Origin of the sequence: Pseudochelatococcus lubricantis (genome assembly GCF_042432495.1) — a bacterium.
Classification (GTDB): domain Bacteria; phylum Pseudomonadota; class Alphaproteobacteria; order Rhizobiales; family Beijerinckiaceae; genus Pseudochelatococcus; species Pseudochelatococcus lubricantis.
The window spans coordinates 567,375-584,532 of sequence record NZ_JBHLXC010000006.1; the positions used below are offsets into that span (position 1 = coordinate 567,375).

A 17,158-nucleotide genomic window follows, 5' to 3' on the forward strand; every position below is an offset into this window, starting at 1 on the left:
GATAGGACAATGCGTTGCGGCGGCACAATTGCACGGGATATTTATCGGAGGATTGAACGGGATGACAGCTTCGGGAGTTCTTCGGGCCGCGGACAGGCGGTTCCGCCCCTGGAAAAATGGCGGCGGCGAAACAGCCGAGATCGTCGTCGCACCGCCGGGCGCGGATTTCGAGAGCTTCTCCTGGCGCATCAGCACGGCCATTGTGGCGGCCTCCGGCCCTTTCTCCGCCTTTTCTGGCGTAGACCGCGTCCTGTCGGTTGTGGACGGTGACGGCGCAATGGTTCTGACCGTCGGTGAAAACGAGCACCGCCTGGACGCGGCCAGCAATCCCCTCGCCTTTCCGGGCGACGTTCCTGCCGCTGCGCTGCTGGAGGGCGGCGGGCTCCTCGATTTCAACGTCATGGTGCGGCGCCCGCTCAGGGCGGAGGTGACGCGCGGCCCATTCGATCCCGCGAGGAAGTGCGCGAGCGAACGGGCGCGTTACGTCCTGCTGCTCGAAGAGGGAGCGGGACTTGAACGGCTCGACCTCGTCGTGTTGGCAACAGCCGCCCCCGCGCTCGTCGCCGCACTCGCGGGCACGAATGTGCTGGACGCCCGCATCGTCGGCTAAAGCGTTTTCAAGCAAAGTGGATACCGGTTTGCGTGAAGAAAGCGCGTAATATCAAAAATTTATATCATTTTGGCGTTTCAATGAAATGTCGAAATGCTATAGGCGCTGTTCCGATCAGAATTCGCTCAAGATAAGGAACCTGGCATCTGTCCTGTTTCAACGTAAACAGGACAGACTCCAGGCACGCCGCTCAAATCCGTTGGGCGTGGATGTCATCATACAGGAAAGACAGGCTCTGCTGCGTTTCCAGCGTCAGCACCTTGTCCATATAGTCCCGCGGCTCCTTCAGCCCGGGCGAGGCGAGATCGAGAAATTTCTCCATTACCTCGGCGTGGGTGAGCGGCTGTGCGGCGGAGCCCTTGTAGCCCGAAATCCGCTGTTCCGCCCTCACCTCGCCGTCCGGGCCGAGCACGCGCACATGCGAATGCGAGAAATGGGGCAGTTCGTCGTTGCCGACATAACGGATTCGCGCCATCATCGCCGTCACGAACGGATCGGCAAGAAACTCGGCCGCCTTCGCCGCATGGGTGGGTACGATGCGGTCCGCGCCGGCGGCGGCGAGCGCCACGTTATAGCGGCCGCTGAAGCGCGCCTCGGTTTCCGTCTCCGGCAGCTTGGCGGAAGAGATCACCGTGGCAACGGGCGGGACGACGCCGATTTCGACCGTCGCGCCCTCGAAGATTTGCCGCCCGTAGCGATGGCGCAACGCCGCCACCCCGTCGACACCAGCATGGATGAAACCGCAGCAGGCGTGCCATTTGCGCCGGGGACGTTCGAGCTGCCAGCCCCGTGAGCCCTTGACGATTTCCGGATCATGGCCCTTGGCGAGGGTTGCGTAGAGCCCTACCGGGCTTTCGAGAAGATGCGTCGGCCCGGTGACGCCGGCAGCGGCATAGCGTCCCGCCAGCATGCCGACGGTCGCCGGCCAGCCGCCGAACATGACAGGCTTGATGGTGCCGCCGACACCGAACAGCACCTCGACCGGACACCAGCCCGCCAGTGTGCCGCCAATGCCCAGCGCCGCGCAGGTCCGGACCTCGTCGAGCCCGAGAGCGACGGCGGTAAGGGCGCTGACGCCGATGGTGGAGGGAATCCCTTCAGACGAAATTCCCACGTCGGTGAAGGGCCGATTGTCGCGGCCGTCGTTGCTCTCGCGATAGCCCATGTTCACGCGGGCGGTGATCTCGATTCCGGCGATCAGCGCGCGCAGCGTCTGCACGCCCGACAGACCCTGTGTCTCCGCAAGGGCGAGCGCCGCCGACACGGCGCCGATGCTGGCGTGGCCACCGATCAGGTCGTTCAGTTCCAGGATGTCGCCGGTATAGCCGTTGACGCGCGCGGCGCCCGCCTCCGTGAGGCGAAGATCGAAGCCCAGCACGTGCGCGGCCGGAATGCCGGGCGCTGCTGGAGAAATCCCGGCTTCTGCCTGCGCGAACGCCCTGCCCTCCGGAAGGCGCGCGCCCGCGATCATGCAGCCGACGGTGTCGAGCAGACAGTATTTTGCTTCCGTCAGCACGGTATCGGAAAACTGCCCGGCGGCGACCGACCGGGCGAAGATCGCCAGATGATGCAGAAGCGTCGGCTCTCCGGGGAGCGGCGTGTCGGTGTCGGTCGCGCTCGTGGCTGTCATACTGTTTCCTCCGGCTGCGGAAGGCGGAAGACGGTGTGGCCGCGCAGGAACGCCTTCGTGCGTTCGCTCTTCGGGTGAACGAGTATCTCGTCCGGCGTGCCCTCTTCGATGATGGTGCCTTCGTGCAGGAAGACGATACGGTGCGCGACATTGTACGCGAAGCCGAGTTCGTGCGTCACGATCAGCATCGTCATGCCCTCGCCCGAGAGGTTCTTCATCGTCTGCAGAACCTCGCCGACGAGTTCCGGATCGAGCGCCGAGGTCGCCTCGTCGAACAGCATGACATCCGGTTCCATCGCCAGCGAACGCGCGATGGCGACGCGCTGCTGCTGGCCGCCGGAAAGGCGCGCGGGATACTCGTTGATCTTTTCGGCCAGCCCGACCTTCTCCAGATAGTAGCGCGCCCGCTCCCGCGCCTGCGCCTCGCTGCGGCCCAGCACCTTCCGCTGGGCGATCATGACGTTCCACTCGACCGTGAGATGCGGAAAGAGGTTGAACTGCTGGAAAACCATGCCGACGCGCTGGCGCAGCTGGCACAGCTCGGTTTCCGAGTAACGCATGCGGCCGCCCGCGTCCGGCGTGCCGACCCGCTTGCCGTCCAGGCAGACCTCGCCGGAGGTCGGCATTTCGAGAAAATTCAGGCAGCGCAGGAGTGTGCTCTTGCCGGAACCGCTCGCCCCGAGCAGGACGACGGTCTCTCCCTTCCCGATGTCGAGGTCGACCCCCTTCAGCACGTCCTGCGACTGAAAGCTCTTATGGATGTTTCGCGCGGCGATCATGCTCATCGGGCAACCTCAGTTCGACTTGCTGAATTTGTACTCCAGTGCGTAGGACAAGCCGCTGAGCACGAGTATGATGGCCGTCAGCAGGACGGCGATGACGGTGTAAACCTCCACCGGGCGATATTCTGTGTCGCTGATGAGCTTCGCCTGGTAGAGCGCGTCCGGATAGGCGATCGTCGCGGCGACGGCGCTGATCTTGAACACCTCGATCGCCTCGTTCGTCAGCGCGGGCAGCGTGCGCCGGATCGCCTGCGGCAGGATGATGCTGCCGAAAACCGTCCGGAACGTCATGCCGAGAGCGATGGACGCCTCCCACTGCCCCCGATCGATGGACTGGATGCCGCCGCGCAGGATTTCGCAGAAGTAGGCGCCGCTGTAGAGCGAGAATGCCACGGCCGCCGTGAGGAACCGGCCGTTCTGAATGCCGGTCAGCACCGGGATCGTGTAGAAGAACCAGAACAGCAGCACCAGCGCCGGCACGTTGCGGAAGAGTTCCACATAGACCGAGCCGACTGCGCGCAGGGTAGCGAAACGCGAGATGCGCGCCGCCGCGAGGACGGCACCCAGCACCAGCCCGCAGGCGAGCACCGTGAGCGACAGGTAGACCGTGTTGAGCAGCCCCTCCGCCAGCACGTGCCGATAGTTCCACAGGAACGAGAAATCCCACTTGTAGGTCATCTGGCGTGGGCCCTTTGCAGGCGGCGTTCCAACTGCCGCGAGATCAGGCTGATGATGAAGATCACGACGAAGAAAATGCCCCCGAGGACTGTGTAGGTTTCGATCGGCCTGTAGGTGCGCGAGGATATCTGCGAAGCCTGATAAACGATTTCGCCATAGGCGATGATGGAAGCGAGCGCCGTGGTCTTGATGACGTCGATGAGCCGGTTGAGGAAAATCGGCAGCATGTTGCGCACGGCCTGCGGCAGGATGATCGACACGAAAAGAGTACGCTTGCGCATCCCCAGCGCGGAAGCCGCCTCCCACTGGCCGCGCGGCACGGCGCCGATGCCGGCGCGAAACACCTCGCAGAAGAACGCCGCCGATTGAAGGCCCACAGCCAGCACCGCCGCCGTGGTGGGGCTGAATCTCAGCCCGACGACCATCGGAAAGGCGAAAAAGAACCAGTAGATGAGAACGATCGCCGGGGCGGAACGGAATATCTCGACGTAACATCCCGCCAGGTGCCCGACGACGGGAATCCGCGACATGCGCAGCAGCGCCAGCACGAGCCCCAGCGGCAACGCGACGGCGAGCGAGAGGGCGACGAGCACGAACGTGCCGTACGCCCCCTGCACCAGCAGATCGATGTTACGAAAGACGGGAGCGAAGTCCCATTCATAATTCATGCTGTTCCCGAAACCCCGTCCCGTCTGAAAACCGCGGCGCGGGCACCGCGCCGCGATGGCCTTACCAGAGTTCGCGCTGCACCGGCACGGCAGTCGCCGGGTCGATGTTGCGGAAGCGCAGGAAATCCTCGTAAAGCCTCTGCGTCTTGCCGGTGTTGTAGTAATAGGCGGCGCAGACATTCAGGAACTCGCGCCAGCGCGAGTCCGGCTCCTTCCGCACGGCGATGCCGCCGGGGATCGACACTGCCGGCTGGAGCACGATGGTCTTGCCGACGCCCATGCGCGCGCGGGCAAGGTCGGCGGAGACGGCCGAGATCACCCCCGCGTTGGTGCGGCCGGACTGGAAGGCGGCAAAGATTTCGGCGCTGTTCTGGAAGCGCGAGATGTTGGCCTTCGGCGCGATCGACGTGAGGTACTCATCGGAATTCGTGCCGAGGGCGACGCCGATGGAGAACTTCGGGTCGTTGAGATCGGACCAGCGGGTGACGTTGATGTCGTCGGTGGCGATGAGCGACATCGGATACCAGAGCATCGGCGTCTGGACGAAATCGACCGAGAGCGCCCGCGTCGGCGTGGCGTCGAGCATGAACATCGTGTCGAACTGCCCGGCCTGAAGGCCCGCGACGGCGTTGCCCCAGGTGGTTTCGACGATTTCGAGGCGCGCATCGAGTACCTTGGCGACTTCCGCCGCGAAGGCCGGGCAGATGCCACGCCACGTCGTGCCACCGGCGACGACGGCGCCCGGCGCGTCCGAACCCGTGGTGTCCTTGAAGTACCACGGTTCCAGCAGCGCCGCGCCGATGCGCAGCACCTTGCCTTGCGCCACCTTGTCCCAGGTGCTGCCGGCAGCGCTCTGGGCGGCGGCCGGTGTGACGAGGCCGGCAGCGAACGGCACCGCCGCCGCGGCGAGCGGGATCGCTCCCATGAATTCACGTCTCTTCATTTCTTGCTCCTGACTGGATGGCTGCGGACACTCGGGACCCACCGGAAAGGGCATCTCGCCCGACAGCGAAAACGGCAGCCCGTATCATCGCGAGAGCGGCAGTCACACTGCCGGTTTCGGGCTGACCTTGCAATAGACCTTGCGGACATAGCCGGTCGTCTTCCAGGCGTTCGAAACACCACGGTCGACGATGAAAGGCTCATGCGGATGGAACAGGCGGCTTTCGCCGATGGCGTTGGTGATCTCCACTTCCCCCTGCACGAAGTACATCAGCTCGTAGTCGCCGAAGGCGGCGAGCTTGCGCGTGTACGCCGACGCCTCCCAGAGGCCGACGCTGAACCGGCCGTCCGCGCCCGTATAGATGACCTTGCGGCCGACGGTCGGATGGGGCGACGTCAGGATGAGATCCGCGGCCGGACCGTCGATGGGGTCGAGCGCGGCGTCGAGCTTCGGCACGATGACCGCCAGATCGTCGGCGCTCTCCACAGGCACGGAAGGGCTGGCAGGAAGGTCGGCGTGGAGCATGAAGAAAATCCGCGTGCCTGCCGGCTGCGCCCACGTCGCCTTCAGGCCGCGCGGCACGGCGGCCGTATCGCCCGGCGCAAGCTTCGTGACCCGGCCCTTCGCGTCGGTAATGGTGATCTCACCCGCCACGACGATGAGAAACAGGTCGACGGACAGCCCGTCGACCGGGCCGTCGAAAGCCTTCAACTCGGCCTCGCCGGCGAAGGCGCCGTGGGCGTCGTTGCGTGTGTAATAAAACCCGCGCGAAAAGAAGGCATTTTTCGCGAGGTCGGCATTCGCCGAATCCACCCACGGCAGGAAGGCGGCGCTGCGGGTTTCGGAGCGGTCGAATTCGATGATGGGATACATGCCTGTTCTCCTGCATTGCGTCGGGACGCCGGACGCCCGGATGGTGGACGGGGCGGCGAATTCAGTGTGTGGCCCGGGCGGGCGAAGCCTGCTCGCCGAGGCGCCGGAAACGCGCGTCGGAAACGGCGTCGTGTAACCGGTACCACATGACGAGCGCCCCGATCAGCTGGCGATGGATCGCATGATAGACTTTCGGCCGCAGCGGCGTGACCGGATGCACGGCATCCTGCGGGCGGCCGAGGGCGAAAGCGGCCAGATCCCGGCCCATGACGGTGCCGATGGCGATCCCCCGGCCGCTGAAACCGTATCCCGACCACAGCCCCGGCGCCAGCGCATGCAGCCTCGGGTACTCGTCGGACGTCATATCCACCCAGCCGCCCCAGCCTTCCTGCCACCTGAGACCCTTCAACTGCGGATAGGTCATTTCGATGCGCCTGCTGCCGGCGCGCAGGAACGCCTGCCCGGCCATGTCGAACGGCGGGCCGTCGACGCCGATCTGCAGCCGGCCGTCGGGCCAGACGCGGATGCCCGAGAAGAGCTTGCGCGTATCGTTGAGCGACTGGCGGGCGGGCAGCACCGTCGCCAGTTGCTCCGCCGTCAGCGGCTCGCTGACCAGCTGATAGGCGCGGACCGGGAACACCTCCTCCCCGATGCCGGGGAAGAGCCGGCTGCTGGTGAAGGCGTTCGTCGCCAGCAGCACCGCACCCGCCCGGACCTCGCCGCTGCCGGTGGCGACGACCCAGTCCCGCTGCTCCCGCCGCAGGCCGGTGACGGCGACCCCTTCATGGATGCGGGCGCCGGCCGCGATCGCCGCGCGGGCGAGCCCCCGCGCATAGGCCAGCGGATTGAGCGAGCCGCCCCGGCGGTCGTGGAGCGCCACCCGGTAGCGCGGGCTGCCGATGACCTCGCGGCAGGCCGCGCCCTCCAGCAGCTCCACCGGATAACCCCGGCGGGCGAGGTCCGCGACCGTGCGCGCGAGGCCCGCTTCCCGCGAGGGAACATGCGCGGCGATCAGGTTGCCGGAGCGGACGACATCGCATTCCATGCCGTGCTTCTCGACGAGGCCGAAAACGAGATCGGGCGCGCCCGCGCCGGCCGCGTTGATCCGCGCGGCGACATCGGGCGGAAAATCGGCCTCCACCTGCGCGGGCATGAACTTGGCGGACGCCGCCACCTGCCCCCAGGCCCGGCCCGACGCGCCCCAGCCGACATGCCGGGCGTCGATGACGGTCACCTCCGTCCCGGCTTCAGCCAGCGAAAGCGCCGCCGACAGACCGGTATAGCCGGCGCCGACGACGATCACATCCGACCGCGTTCCGGCCGCGAACGGCTGCGTGGCCGGAGCGGGCTCCGCCCGCCTGTCGAAATAGCTGCTCACGGGCTGTTGCCGGGGAGACAACAGGAAATCTGGATTCATGGACGCACCGGATCGTCATGGCGAAGACAGGAGCGGCCGTATCCCGGAGGAAGGCGTCCCTGTCCGGGCGCCATGCTTACACGCGCCGCCGCGCGGACGCATGGAAAAAATACCTCCTTCCCACAAATTTAGTAAAAAAGTTTCCGTGAACAGGGCGCGATCAACCGGGCCGCGAAGGCCATATCCGATTGTGTGTCAATGCGCCTATGATCGCGCCGGGCCCCGAACGGCCCAGACCGATTTGCGAAAGGACAGCCTCATGGCCAGACATTTCATGCCCACCGACGCCCTGGCGCTTGCGCGGAATATCCTGATCCTCCATGGCGCGGCGGATAACGTGGCGGAAATCGTGGCCGACTGCCTGGTGCGCGCCGAAAGCGACGGCAGCCGCAGCCATGGCCTCGCACGCCTCCCCGACCATGTCGCCTCCATCCGCGCCGGCTGGGCAGACCCCGCCGCCCAGCCGGACATCCGGCAGGTGAAGCCCGGCCTGCTGCGCGCCGAGGGCAACAACGGCTTCACCCCCGTCGCGGCACGGCTGTCACGCGACAGGCTGGCGGCCATGGCGGCGGCGGAAGGCATGGCCGCCCTCTGCGCGCGCAACTCGCATCACATCGGCGCGCTGTGGTGCGATGTCGAACCGCTCGCCGAATTGGGCTTCGTGGCCTTCAACTTCGTCCATTCCCGCCCCCGGATGGCGCCGTATGGCGCGGCCCGCGCGCTGATCGGCACCAACGCCATGGCGTTTTCCTTCCCGGATGGAAAGGGCGGCGCGATCACCTGGGATCAGGCATCGAGCCAGCTTTCGCTGGGTGACGTGCGGCTGCACGCGCAAGAGGGGCGGCCGCTGCCACCTGGAGTTGGGCTGACGCGCGCAGGCGAGCCTACGACCGACCCGGCGGAAATCCTGGCGGGCGGGCCGCTGCTGCCGTTCGGCGGCCACAAGGGCGCTTCCATCGCGGTCATGGTGGAGGTAATGGCGGCGGCGATGACAGGCGCGGCCTTCGGCTTCGAGGACCGTTCCGCCGCCTATCCGGGGGCGGCAAGCTCCAACGCCGGCCAGTTCCTGCTCGTTCTCTCGCCCGAGGCCACGTCCGGCGGGGATGTTGCGGAGCGCTTCGCAGCCTTCGTGGCACATCTGCACTCGGACCCCGCCGTGCGCCTGCCCGGCGAACGCCGGCACGCCAACCGCGCCCGCGCCGCGAAGGAAGGCTTCGACATCTCCGACGATCTGGCGAACCGGCTCGACGGGCTGCTCGTGCGCAAGACGTCATAAGTCGATCGGGCATACGCCGGGTCGCACGGCTCTGGATGGGCCGAAGACCCGGCTTTGAATGGCGCGGGCGTCTGATTCACGCCGGCCTGACGCCCCCAAGGCACACGTACTTCAGTTCGAGGAACTCGTCGATGCCGTAGCGCGATCCCTCGCGCCCCAGCCCCGAGAGCTTGACGCCGCCGAACGGCGCTTCCGCCGTCGATATCAGCCCGGTGTTGACGCCGACCATGCCGTAATCCAGCGCCTCGGCCACGCGGAACACGCGCGACAAATCCTTCGCGTAGAAATAGGAGGCGAGGCCGAACTCGGTGTCGTTCGCCTGCGCGATGACGTCGGCCTCGTCGGCGAAGCGGAACAGCGGCGCGACCGGGCCGAAAGTTTCCTCCCGCGCCACCGCCATTTCCTTCGTCACGTCCGCGAGGATGGTCGGCTCGTAGAACGTGCCGCCAAGGGCGTGAGGCTTGCCGCCCAGCAGGATGCGGGCGCCCTTGCTCACGGCGTCGCTCACATGCTCCTCGACCTTGGCCAGCGCCGCCGCGTCGATGAGCGGGCCGAGTGTCACGCCCTCGTCGAAACCGTTGCCCGTTCTGAGCCGCGACACGGCCTGCGCGAGCTTTTCCGCGAAAGCGTCGTAGACACCGTCCTGCACGTAGATGCGGTTGGCGCAGACGCAGGTCTGCCCGTTGTTGCGGTATTTGGCGATGAGGGCGCCCTCGACGGCCGCATCGATATCCGCGTCGTCGAACACGATGAAGGGGGCATTGCCGCCGAGTTCGAGTCCGAGCTTCTTCACCGTCGGCGCGCTCTGACGATAGAGCGCAACGCCGATCTCCGTCGACCCCGTGAAGGTGAGCTTGCGCACGGTCGGATTGGCCGTCAACTCCGCCCCGATCTCGGAGGCCGACCCGGTGACGACGCTGAAGAGGCCGGCCGGCAGCCCCGCGCGTTCCGCCAGAACCGCGAGCGCGATGGCGGAGAACGGCGTCTGCGAGGCGGGCTTCAGCACCATCGCGCAACCGGCGGCAAACGCCGGCCCGGCCTTGCGCGTGATCATGGCGTTGGGGAAGTTCCACGGCGTGATAGCCGCCACCACGCCGACGGGCTGTTTGAACACCAGAATGCGCTTGTCGGGCTGGTGGCCGGGAATGATGTCGCCGTTGACGCGCCGCGCCTCTTCCGAGAACCACTCGATGAAGCTCGCGCCATAGCCGATCTCGCCGATCGCCTCCGGCAGCGGCTTGCCCTGCTCAAGCGTCAGGATGCGCCCGAGGTCTTCCTTGCTGGCCTGCAGCAGCTCGAACCAGCGGCGCAGCACGTCCGAACGCTCCTTGGCGGTGCGGCTCGCCCATTCCCGCTGCGCGGCGGCCGCTACTGCGATCGCCCTGCGCACGTCGGCCGCGCCGATCCTCGGTACCCTTCCGATCGCCGCGCCGGTCGCCGGATCGGTGACCGTGATTGCCTCCTCGCCGGTCTCGATCCACTCACCCGCGACGAGCGCCGCCTCGCGAAAAAGCGTCGGATCCTTCAGGACTGTCATTGTTTCCTCCTTCATGCGGAAATTGTCGGGTGCCCTCCGCCAGGAACGCAAACATCCCCGAGGGCCGTCCGTCAAGCATCCGCGTTCAGGAGAGGATACGCGCGCGATACTCCTGGCGCCGGCTTCGGCGGCGGGCACGATATCGACGCCGCCGTCCGGACCGCTCTCGGCCTTGACGGGCAATCCGGATTTCGTGGTTGCCCCTGCTTCCGCCAGATGTAATTCCGGTGCTATGGCCTTGTGACGCAACCTCCGAGGCCAACCATGTCGCTCAACCTGAACACGCTGCTGCCCCCTGTGATGCTGATCGCGTCGAATGTCTTCATGACATTCGCATGGTACGGCCACCTGAAATATAAATCCTCCCCCCTGCTGATCGCCATCCTGGCGAGCTGGGGGATCGCGTTCATGGAGTATTGCCTTGCCGTCCCCGCGAACCGGATGGGCAGCGAGGTCTATTCGACGGCCCAGCTCAAGACGATGCAGGAAGTGATCACGCTTGCCGTATTCTCCGGCTTTTCCGTCCTGTGGCTGAAAGAGGCGATAACCGTCAACCATGTCATCGGGTTCGCGCTGATTGCCTGCGGCGCCGCGTTTGTGTTCCGCGCGTGAAACGGCGCCGCTGGCCCTCTCGGCGTGCCGGTCGCGGGCACAAGGCGCGCGGCGGCCCGGGCCGCCGTCGCGACAAGGACTTGCTCAGCGGCGTTCAGGCCTTGCTGAAGTAGGCGTCGGCAAAATTGCCGTATATGCCGGTCGCTGAAACCGTATGTTGCCGCAATCTCTTGTGCGAGAGCGTGTACGAATAATTGCTGAGCAGATTGATGTCCGGCAGTTCGGCGGCGACGATCTGCTGGAACTTGTTGAAAAGCGCCACGCGCCGCGTCTGATCCGGGCTGACGGCTGCTTCCTCCAGCAACCTGTCGACCTCCGGGTTGCTGTAATGGGAGGCGTTCGAGAACGGCACGCCGGGCTTGAAGTTCTTCGACCAGTAAAGACGCTGGACGCCGATTGTGGGATCGAACGTGTTGGTCATAGAATTGATGATCAGCTCGAAATCCCTGTCGCGATAGACACGCTTGATATAGGAAGCGAAATCCTGCGAGCGGATCGTCACGTTGATGCCGACGTTCGCCAGGGCCGAACGGACGTATTCGGCGATCTTGACATCCGTGTTGTAGAGGTTGCGCGGGTCCGCGATGAGCTTGAAGCGGGTACCGCCCTCGCCACGCGGGAGTCCCGCCTCGTCGAGGAGCTTCTCGGCCTTGGCCGGATCGTGGGCATGGTGCGGCAGGTCGCCGGAAAAGAAGGTCGGCAGATCCACGCTGATCGGCCCGTCGACGACGGCGCCATAACCGTAGAAGACGGTATCGAGGATTGCCTGCTTGTCGATGGCGTGGGCGATCGCCTGGCGCACCGGCAGGCGTTTCAGGTAATCGTTGTCGAGGTTGAATTCCAGCCGTGTCACCCCGGCGTTAAAAGCCTGCCCTTTCGTGGTGATCTCAAGGTGCGGCAGCGCCAGAAGCCGCTTCAACTCGCTCAGGGGCACCGAGCCCGTCGATGCGATATGCGCCTCGCCGGTCTCGAACAGAATGGTGCGCGCGCCCGGATCGGTGATGGTGCGGAAAACGATGCGGTCGACGTAAGGCTTCGGCTGGTCCCAATAGTTCGGGTTCCGCTCAAGCAGGATGTGGCTGCCGCGAACCCATTCCTTGTAGACGAACGGCCCGGTGCCCACGGGCCGCGCGTTGACCGGATTCGTGCCCGGATCCTTGCCCTCGTAGAGATGTTTCGGGACGATCGGAACCTCCGACGCGGGCAGCGCCCCGAGCAGATACGGCGCCGGCTGCGACAGCAGCAGCACGACGGTATGGTCGTCCGGCGTCTGGATTTCGGCGAGGTTGGCGAAGGTGCTGCGCGCGCGGGAATGCCTCTCGCTGACAATGCCGATGGAATGCGCCACGTCGGCGGACGTGAAGTCCTTGCCGTCATGCCATTTGACGCCCTGCCGCAGCCTGAACGTATAGCGCAGGCCGTCTTCGCTCACCTCCCATGCAACCGCGAGCTGCGGAATGGGCTTCAGGTCGAAATCGTAGTCCAGCAATCCCTCGACGATCTTGCCGCTGACGTCGCGCGAGACGTCCGGGCTCAGCAGCGCGACCAGATTGGTCGGCTGCTCCGACTGCACGAAGACGAGCGTGCCGCCATGGACAGGCTCTTCGGCACGCGCAGGCCGGGAAAACCATGGGCCACCGGCCAGAGAAGCCGCGGAAACAGCAAGGAGAGACGAGAAATGACGACGGTTCAGTTCCATAAGAGGGCTCGCAATAGAGTGGCCTGTTTGGCAAAAACGATGGAAAAACTATCGTAGTCAAAAAAGCCGAAGCCTGCAGAAGGCCGTTGACGCATTTTTTCTTTGGGCGCCTGAAACAATATTTTCTTCTTGAGAGATGATGGCGGGGTTGTCGATACCCGGACCGGAACTTCACCTCCGGCGTGAGAGAAACTTCCCCACCGAAATTTCGCACCCGCTCTCGTATAACTATAGTTAGATGAATTATAATTAAAATATAATATAGATTTGCAACCGCCGCTCGTTGTGATAACGAATGCTGACTAGTTGAGCTATGCTGACCATAAATATAACTATTCTAAATAAATTCTGTGAGCCAAACGGATTCTTGCCATGTCTTTCCGCCCCCGGATGCAGAGCTTTCATGTCGGGGTCGAGGTCGTCTCCCCCCTGAGCTGGCGTTCGTGGAGCGGCGTGGTCGCGGATGTCTGGGAGGTTGCTTGCCCGGGAGGCGCCTGGGGCGAGTACGTATCGCCAGACCCGCGCCTGTTCATCGTTCTGGAACAGACCGCCGGCACCGGAATGGCGGATGCGGGGATCGACATCGTCGACTCGGCCGACGGCGCCGTCCATCACGCCGCGAGCGCCGGCGGGAACCCCATCTGCTATATTCCGGCGGACTTGCGCATCTGGTCGCGCGCCGAGCCGCTGCGGCGACTGAGGCATCTCGATCTCCATTTCGACAGGCGTGCCCTTGAGACGCGGATGGGCGAGAAGGTCGACAGCCGGCGCCTCGAAACGCCACGCCTGATGTTCGCCGACGACCGGGTTCTCCGGCTTGCGCGCCTGACCGCGGAAGAATGCATGCAGCCGAGCGGTCTGGACGACATGTACGGAGACGGCCTGATCAATGCATTGCTGACGGCGGTTCTTCAGCTGGAGAAGAAGGAGCCACGCACGCGCAGCCGGCTGTCGCAATGGCAGTTGCGCCGCGCCGTCGCTTACATCGAGGACAATTGCCTGCGTCAGATCCGGCTTGAGGAACTCGCGGAACTCACGGGACTGTCCCAATCCTATTTCAGCCACGCCTTCAAGGCGTCGACAGGCCTCCCGCCGCATCGCTGGCTGATGCGGGCGCGGATAGAGAAGGTCAAGAAACTGCTTGAACATCAGGATGCCTCGCTGCCCGATGTCGCCGCCATGACGGGCTTCGCGGATCAGGCGCATCTGACACGCATCTTCCGCAAGATGGTTGGAACGACACCCGCAGCCTGGAAGCGCGACCACGTCGCCGCACGCTCCGTTTCCCGTCTGCCACCGTCGGGAATGTTCCGCTCCGGTGTCCACAACAAGCCAGAATCGTCCGATCCAGCACAAGAACGTTCAATCCAGTATCCGGCGGTCGATGCTACACACGCCGTGCGACAAGATGGACTGCCATGAAACGGTTGCGCCGCAGCGTGACGGCTTCTGGCGACGTGCGGAAGAATGACGATGGCAGCGCGCCCCGGCTCAAGCTTTACACTCCTGTATACGACCGCTTTGTTCACGATTGGCCTGTCCTGGTCCGCGCTCGGGCAGGAGGCCGCGTCGGGGACCACACTGGATCCGGTGGTCATCGAGGCGACCGCAGGCAGCGAATCGGCGACCGGTCCCGTCAACGGCTATGTCGCGCGGCGCACCGCGACGGGCGCGAAAATCAGCACACCCATCGAGGCCATTCCCCAGTCGGTCTCGGTCATCGGCCGCCAGCAGCTCGACGATCAGGGCGCCCAGAAGGTCGACGAGGCGCTGCGCTACACGCCAGGTGTGTTCACACAGCCTTTCGGGCCTGACAGCGATACCAACTGGATGTTCATCCGGGGTTTCCAGGCGACGCAGAGCGGCACCTATCTCGACGGCCTGCCGCTGTTCAGCTATGCCTTCGCCGGCTTCTACATCGACACCTTCAATCGGGAGCGCATCGAGGTCCTGCGCGGGCCGGCCTCCGTGCTTTACGGCGGCAGCAATCCGGGCGGCATCGTCAACTACATCAGCAAGCGCCCCACGGGCGAGCGCAAGCGCTACTTCGAGGCCGGCATCAACGACGCGGGCACCGCCTATCTCGGCGTCGACATCGGCGACCGGCTGACCGACAAGTTCGATTACCGCTTTTCCGGCATCTTCATCGGCGGCGATGGCTATACGGATTTCGCCGACGAGTTGCGCGGCTCCTTCTCGCCGAGCTTCACCTGGCGGCCCACGGGCGACACCACCCTGACAGTGCTCGGCAACTATACATTCTTCGACCAGAACCACGGCGGCGGTGCCTTCCTTCCCTATATCGGCACCGTGCGCCCGGCACCCTTCGGGCGCATCCGCCGCGACGCAAACTTCACCGAGCCGGACATCGATTTCTACGAACGCCAGCAGGTCAGCGTCGGTTACGAGCTGGAGCACGCCCTCAACGATCGCTGGGCCGTGCGGCAGAACTTCCGGTTCGGCTACGCCGACATCGAGGAAAGCTCGCTCTATGCCTATGGCTATCAGGGCTTTTCCGCGGTTCCCGCCGGCCCGGATTTTCTCCTTGAGCGCATCAACTTCGGCCACAAGACCGATCTGACGACTGTGACCGTCGACAACCAGATCGAGGGCGATATCAACACCGGGCCGATCAATCACCGGCTGCTGTTCGGGCTCGACTACAAGTATGTCGACATGAACCAGATACAGGCCACGGGCGCGGCAACGCCCATCAGCGCCGTATTTCCCGTCTACGGCGCGTTGCAGGGCCTGCGCAGCGCGTATATCGATCAGAACATCAAGCAGAATCAGGTCGGTCTCTACGTGCAGGACCAGTTGCGTTTCGGCGACGGCTGGATCGTGACGCTGAACGGGCGTTACGATTATGTAGACACCAAGGCCAAGGGCACGCCCGAATTCAAGGGCACGGACGCGAAATTCTCCGGCCGCGCCGGTCTCGCCTATGAGTTCGACAACGGCATCACGCCGTATGCGAGCGTCGCGACCTTCTTCCTGCCCTCGGTCGGTTCCTCGCTCGCCACCAACATGTTCAAACCGGAGAGCGGGCATCAGTACGAAGTCGGCGTCAAGTACCGGCCTACTTTCGTCGACGGCCTGTTCACGGTGTCCTTCTTCGATCTCACGCGCCAGAACGTCATCACCGGGCCTTATCTTGCCGAAACCCAGATCGGCGAGGTCAACTCCCAGGGTGTGGAACTGGAAGCCAAGGTCAACATCACCGACAACCTGCGCGTGCTGGCGTCGTTCACCGCCTTCAATCTTGAGATCACGGACGACGCCGACACGTCGTTGATCGGCAATACACCCTTTATCGTCCCCGAGCAGCAGGCGGCGCTGGGCGTGGATTACACCTTCGACAGCGGCATGCTGAAGGGCCTCGTGCTGGGCGGCGGCGTCCGCTATGTCGGTTCCTCCTGGGTCGACAATGCGAACACGCTGAAGGTGCCGTCGGCCACGGTGTTCGATGCCCGGATCGGCTACAAGCGCGACAACTGGGGCGTCGATCTCAACATAACGAACCTCTTCGACAAGAAGTACGTCGCGAGCTGCCAGACCCAGTTCTCGTGCGGCTATGCCGAGGGGCGCGTGTTCAAGTTCAAGGCCCATATCGATTTATGACATCCCGTATCGACAGCGCCGATGTTTCAACCGTCCCCCTCTACGAGCTGGAGGGGGTCGGTTTTTCCGCGGGCTCCCGCACGATCCTTCCCGGCCTCACGCTGTCGATTGCACCCGCGCGCATTCACGGTCTCGTCGGTCCCAACGGCTCGGGCAAGAGCACGCTCATCCGGATGCTGGCGCGCCAACTCGATCCGACCGGCGGACGTCTCTGCTTCATGGGGCAGGACATCCGGAGCTGGAACCCGGGCGATTTTGCCCGTTCCGTCGCCTACATGCCCCAGTTCACGCCGCCCGCCGAGGGCATGACGGTGACGGAACTCGTGGCGCTCGGCCGTTTTCCGTGGCACGGAGCGCTCGGCCGCTTCACCGCGCGCGACCGGCTGAAGGTGGACGAGGCGCTGGCCGATACGGGCCTTGCGGGCTTTCGCGACCGGCTCGTCGACCGCCTGTCGGGCGGGGAGCGCCAGCGGGTCTGGCTTGCGATGATGCTGGCGCAGGATACCCGCTGCCTGCTGCTCGACGAACCGACCTCGGCGCTCGACGTCGCCCATCAGGCGGAGATGCTGTCGCTGGTGCGCAGACTCAGCCGCTCGCGCGGGCTTGGCGCGGTGGTCGTGCTGCACGACATCAACATGGCCGCCGCGATCTGCGACGACATCCTCGCGCTGCGCGACGGGGCGCTGATGGCACGCGGCGCGCCCGAGGCGATCATGAAGTCTGCCGTGCTGGAGGAACTCTATGGCCTGCGCATGGGGATATTTCCGCATCCCGGAACCGGCAGGCCGATTGCCTACGTTGAGTGAACGGCC

Annotated in this window: 14 protein-coding genes and 1 pseudogene; 6 read left to right on the forward strand and 9 right to left on the reverse strand. The window is 64.8% G+C overall.

Going from position 1 to position 17,158, the window contains the following annotated elements:
* Window positions 1-61 precede the first annotated feature (61 nt).
* Entirely contained in the window at window positions 62-610 is a 549-nt protein-coding gene (locus ACFFJ7_RS13385; RefSeq protein WP_377592950.1) for a HutD/Ves family protein, read from the forward strand.
* Between the two features lie 190 nt (window positions 611-800).
* Here the strand turns inward: ACFFJ7_RS13385 and ACFFJ7_RS13390 are convergent, their stop codons facing one another.
* The 7 genes from ACFFJ7_RS13390 to ACFFJ7_RS13420 all read right to left on the reverse strand — a co-directional run bounded on the left by ACFFJ7_RS13390 (window position 801) and on the right by ACFFJ7_RS13420 (window position 7,601).
* A complete protein-coding gene (locus ACFFJ7_RS13390) occupies window positions 801-2,240 on the reverse strand; it encodes an MmgE/PrpD family protein (protein ID WP_377592952.1) in 1,440 nt (479 codons plus the stop codon).
* Window positions 2,237-3,019, reverse strand: a complete 783-nt coding sequence (locus ACFFJ7_RS13395; protein ID WP_446686878.1) for an amino acid ABC transporter ATP-binding protein — start codon at window positions 3,017-3,019, stop codon at window positions 2,237-2,239. The genes ACFFJ7_RS13390 and ACFFJ7_RS13395 overlap by 4 nt, the downstream gene beginning before the upstream one ends.
* Window positions 3,020-3,034: 15 nt before the next feature.
* Window positions 3,035-3,700: an amino acid ABC transporter permease gene (locus ACFFJ7_RS13400; RefSeq protein WP_166950390.1), complete on the reverse strand. Its 666-nt coding sequence runs from the start codon at window positions 3,698-3,700 to the stop codon at window positions 3,035-3,037.
* Complete coding sequence (locus ACFFJ7_RS13405) at window positions 3,697-4,368, reverse strand: amino acid ABC transporter permease (protein ID WP_166950388.1); 672 nt, start codon at window positions 4,366-4,368, stop codon at window positions 3,697-3,699. Before ACFFJ7_RS13405 ends, ACFFJ7_RS13400 begins: the two co-directional genes overlap by 4 nt.
* 61 nt (window positions 4,369-4,429) lie before the next feature.
* The gene (locus ACFFJ7_RS13410; RefSeq protein ID WP_377592958.1) at window positions 4,430-5,311 is read right to left on the reverse strand and encodes a transporter substrate-binding domain-containing protein; all 882 of its coding nucleotides are present in this window, start codon (window positions 5,309-5,311) and stop codon (window positions 4,430-4,432) included.
* Between the two features lie 102 nt (window positions 5,312-5,413).
* Entirely contained in the window at window positions 5,414-6,184 is a 771-nt protein-coding gene (locus ACFFJ7_RS13415) for a cupin domain-containing protein (protein WP_377592961.1), read from the reverse strand.
* 61 nt (window positions 6,185-6,245) lie between these two features.
* On the reverse strand, window positions 6,246-7,601 hold the full coding sequence (locus ACFFJ7_RS13420) for an NAD(P)/FAD-dependent oxidoreductase (protein ID WP_377592964.1): 1,356 nt from the start codon (window positions 7,599-7,601) through the stop codon (window positions 6,246-6,248).
* Between the two features lie 259 nt (window positions 7,602-7,860).
* Here ACFFJ7_RS13420 and ACFFJ7_RS13425 point away from each other — a divergent pair, with 259 nt between their 5' ends.
* Window positions 7,861-8,877 carry an Ldh family oxidoreductase gene (locus ACFFJ7_RS13425; protein ID WP_377592966.1) on the forward strand — a complete coding sequence of 339 codons (1,017 nt, stop codon included), beginning with the start codon at window positions 7,861-7,863 and terminating at the stop codon, window positions 8,875-8,877.
* Window positions 8,878-8,953: 76 nt separating this feature from the next.
* Here ACFFJ7_RS13425 and ACFFJ7_RS13430 read toward each other — a convergent pair whose 3' ends face one another.
* Window positions 8,954-10,414: an NAD-dependent succinate-semialdehyde dehydrogenase gene (locus tag ACFFJ7_RS13430; RefSeq protein WP_377592968.1), complete on the reverse strand. Its 1,461-nt coding sequence runs from the start codon at window positions 10,412-10,414 to the stop codon at window positions 8,954-8,956.
* 264 nt (window positions 10,415-10,678) lie between these two features.
* Here ACFFJ7_RS13430 and ACFFJ7_RS13435 point away from each other — a divergent pair, with 264 nt between their 5' ends.
* The gene (locus ACFFJ7_RS13435; RefSeq protein WP_377592970.1) at window positions 10,679-11,026 is read left to right on the forward strand and encodes a DMT family protein; all 348 of its coding nucleotides are present in this window, start codon (window positions 10,679-10,681) and stop codon (window positions 11,024-11,026) included.
* A gap of 94 nt (window positions 11,027-11,120) precedes the next feature.
* Here the strand turns inward: ACFFJ7_RS13435 and ACFFJ7_RS13440 are convergent, their stop codons facing one another.
* Entirely contained in the window at window positions 11,121-12,725 is a 1,605-nt protein-coding gene (locus tag ACFFJ7_RS13440; protein WP_377592971.1) for an ABC transporter substrate-binding protein, read from the reverse strand.
* Between the two features lie 372 nt (window positions 12,726-13,097).
* Between ACFFJ7_RS13440 and ACFFJ7_RS13445 the strand changes: the two are divergent.
* From ACFFJ7_RS13445 to ACFFJ7_RS13455, 3 genes and pseudogenes are all read left to right on the forward strand, one after another.
* Window positions 13,098-13,997: pseudogene (locus ACFFJ7_RS13445) on the forward strand (helix-turn-helix domain-containing protein); the annotation flags it as partial.
* Window positions 13,998-14,198: 201 nt separating this feature from the next.
* On the forward strand, window positions 14,199-16,346 hold the full coding sequence (locus tag ACFFJ7_RS13450) for a TonB-dependent siderophore receptor (protein ID WP_377592972.1): 2,148 nt from the start codon (window positions 14,199-14,201) through the stop codon (window positions 16,344-16,346).
* Complete coding sequence (locus tag ACFFJ7_RS13455; RefSeq protein ID WP_166950367.1) at window positions 16,343-17,152, forward strand: ABC transporter ATP-binding protein; 810 nt, start codon at window positions 16,343-16,345, stop codon at window positions 17,150-17,152. Before ACFFJ7_RS13450 ends, ACFFJ7_RS13455 begins: the two co-directional genes overlap by 4 nt.
* Window positions 17,153-17,158 lie beyond the last annotated feature (6 nt).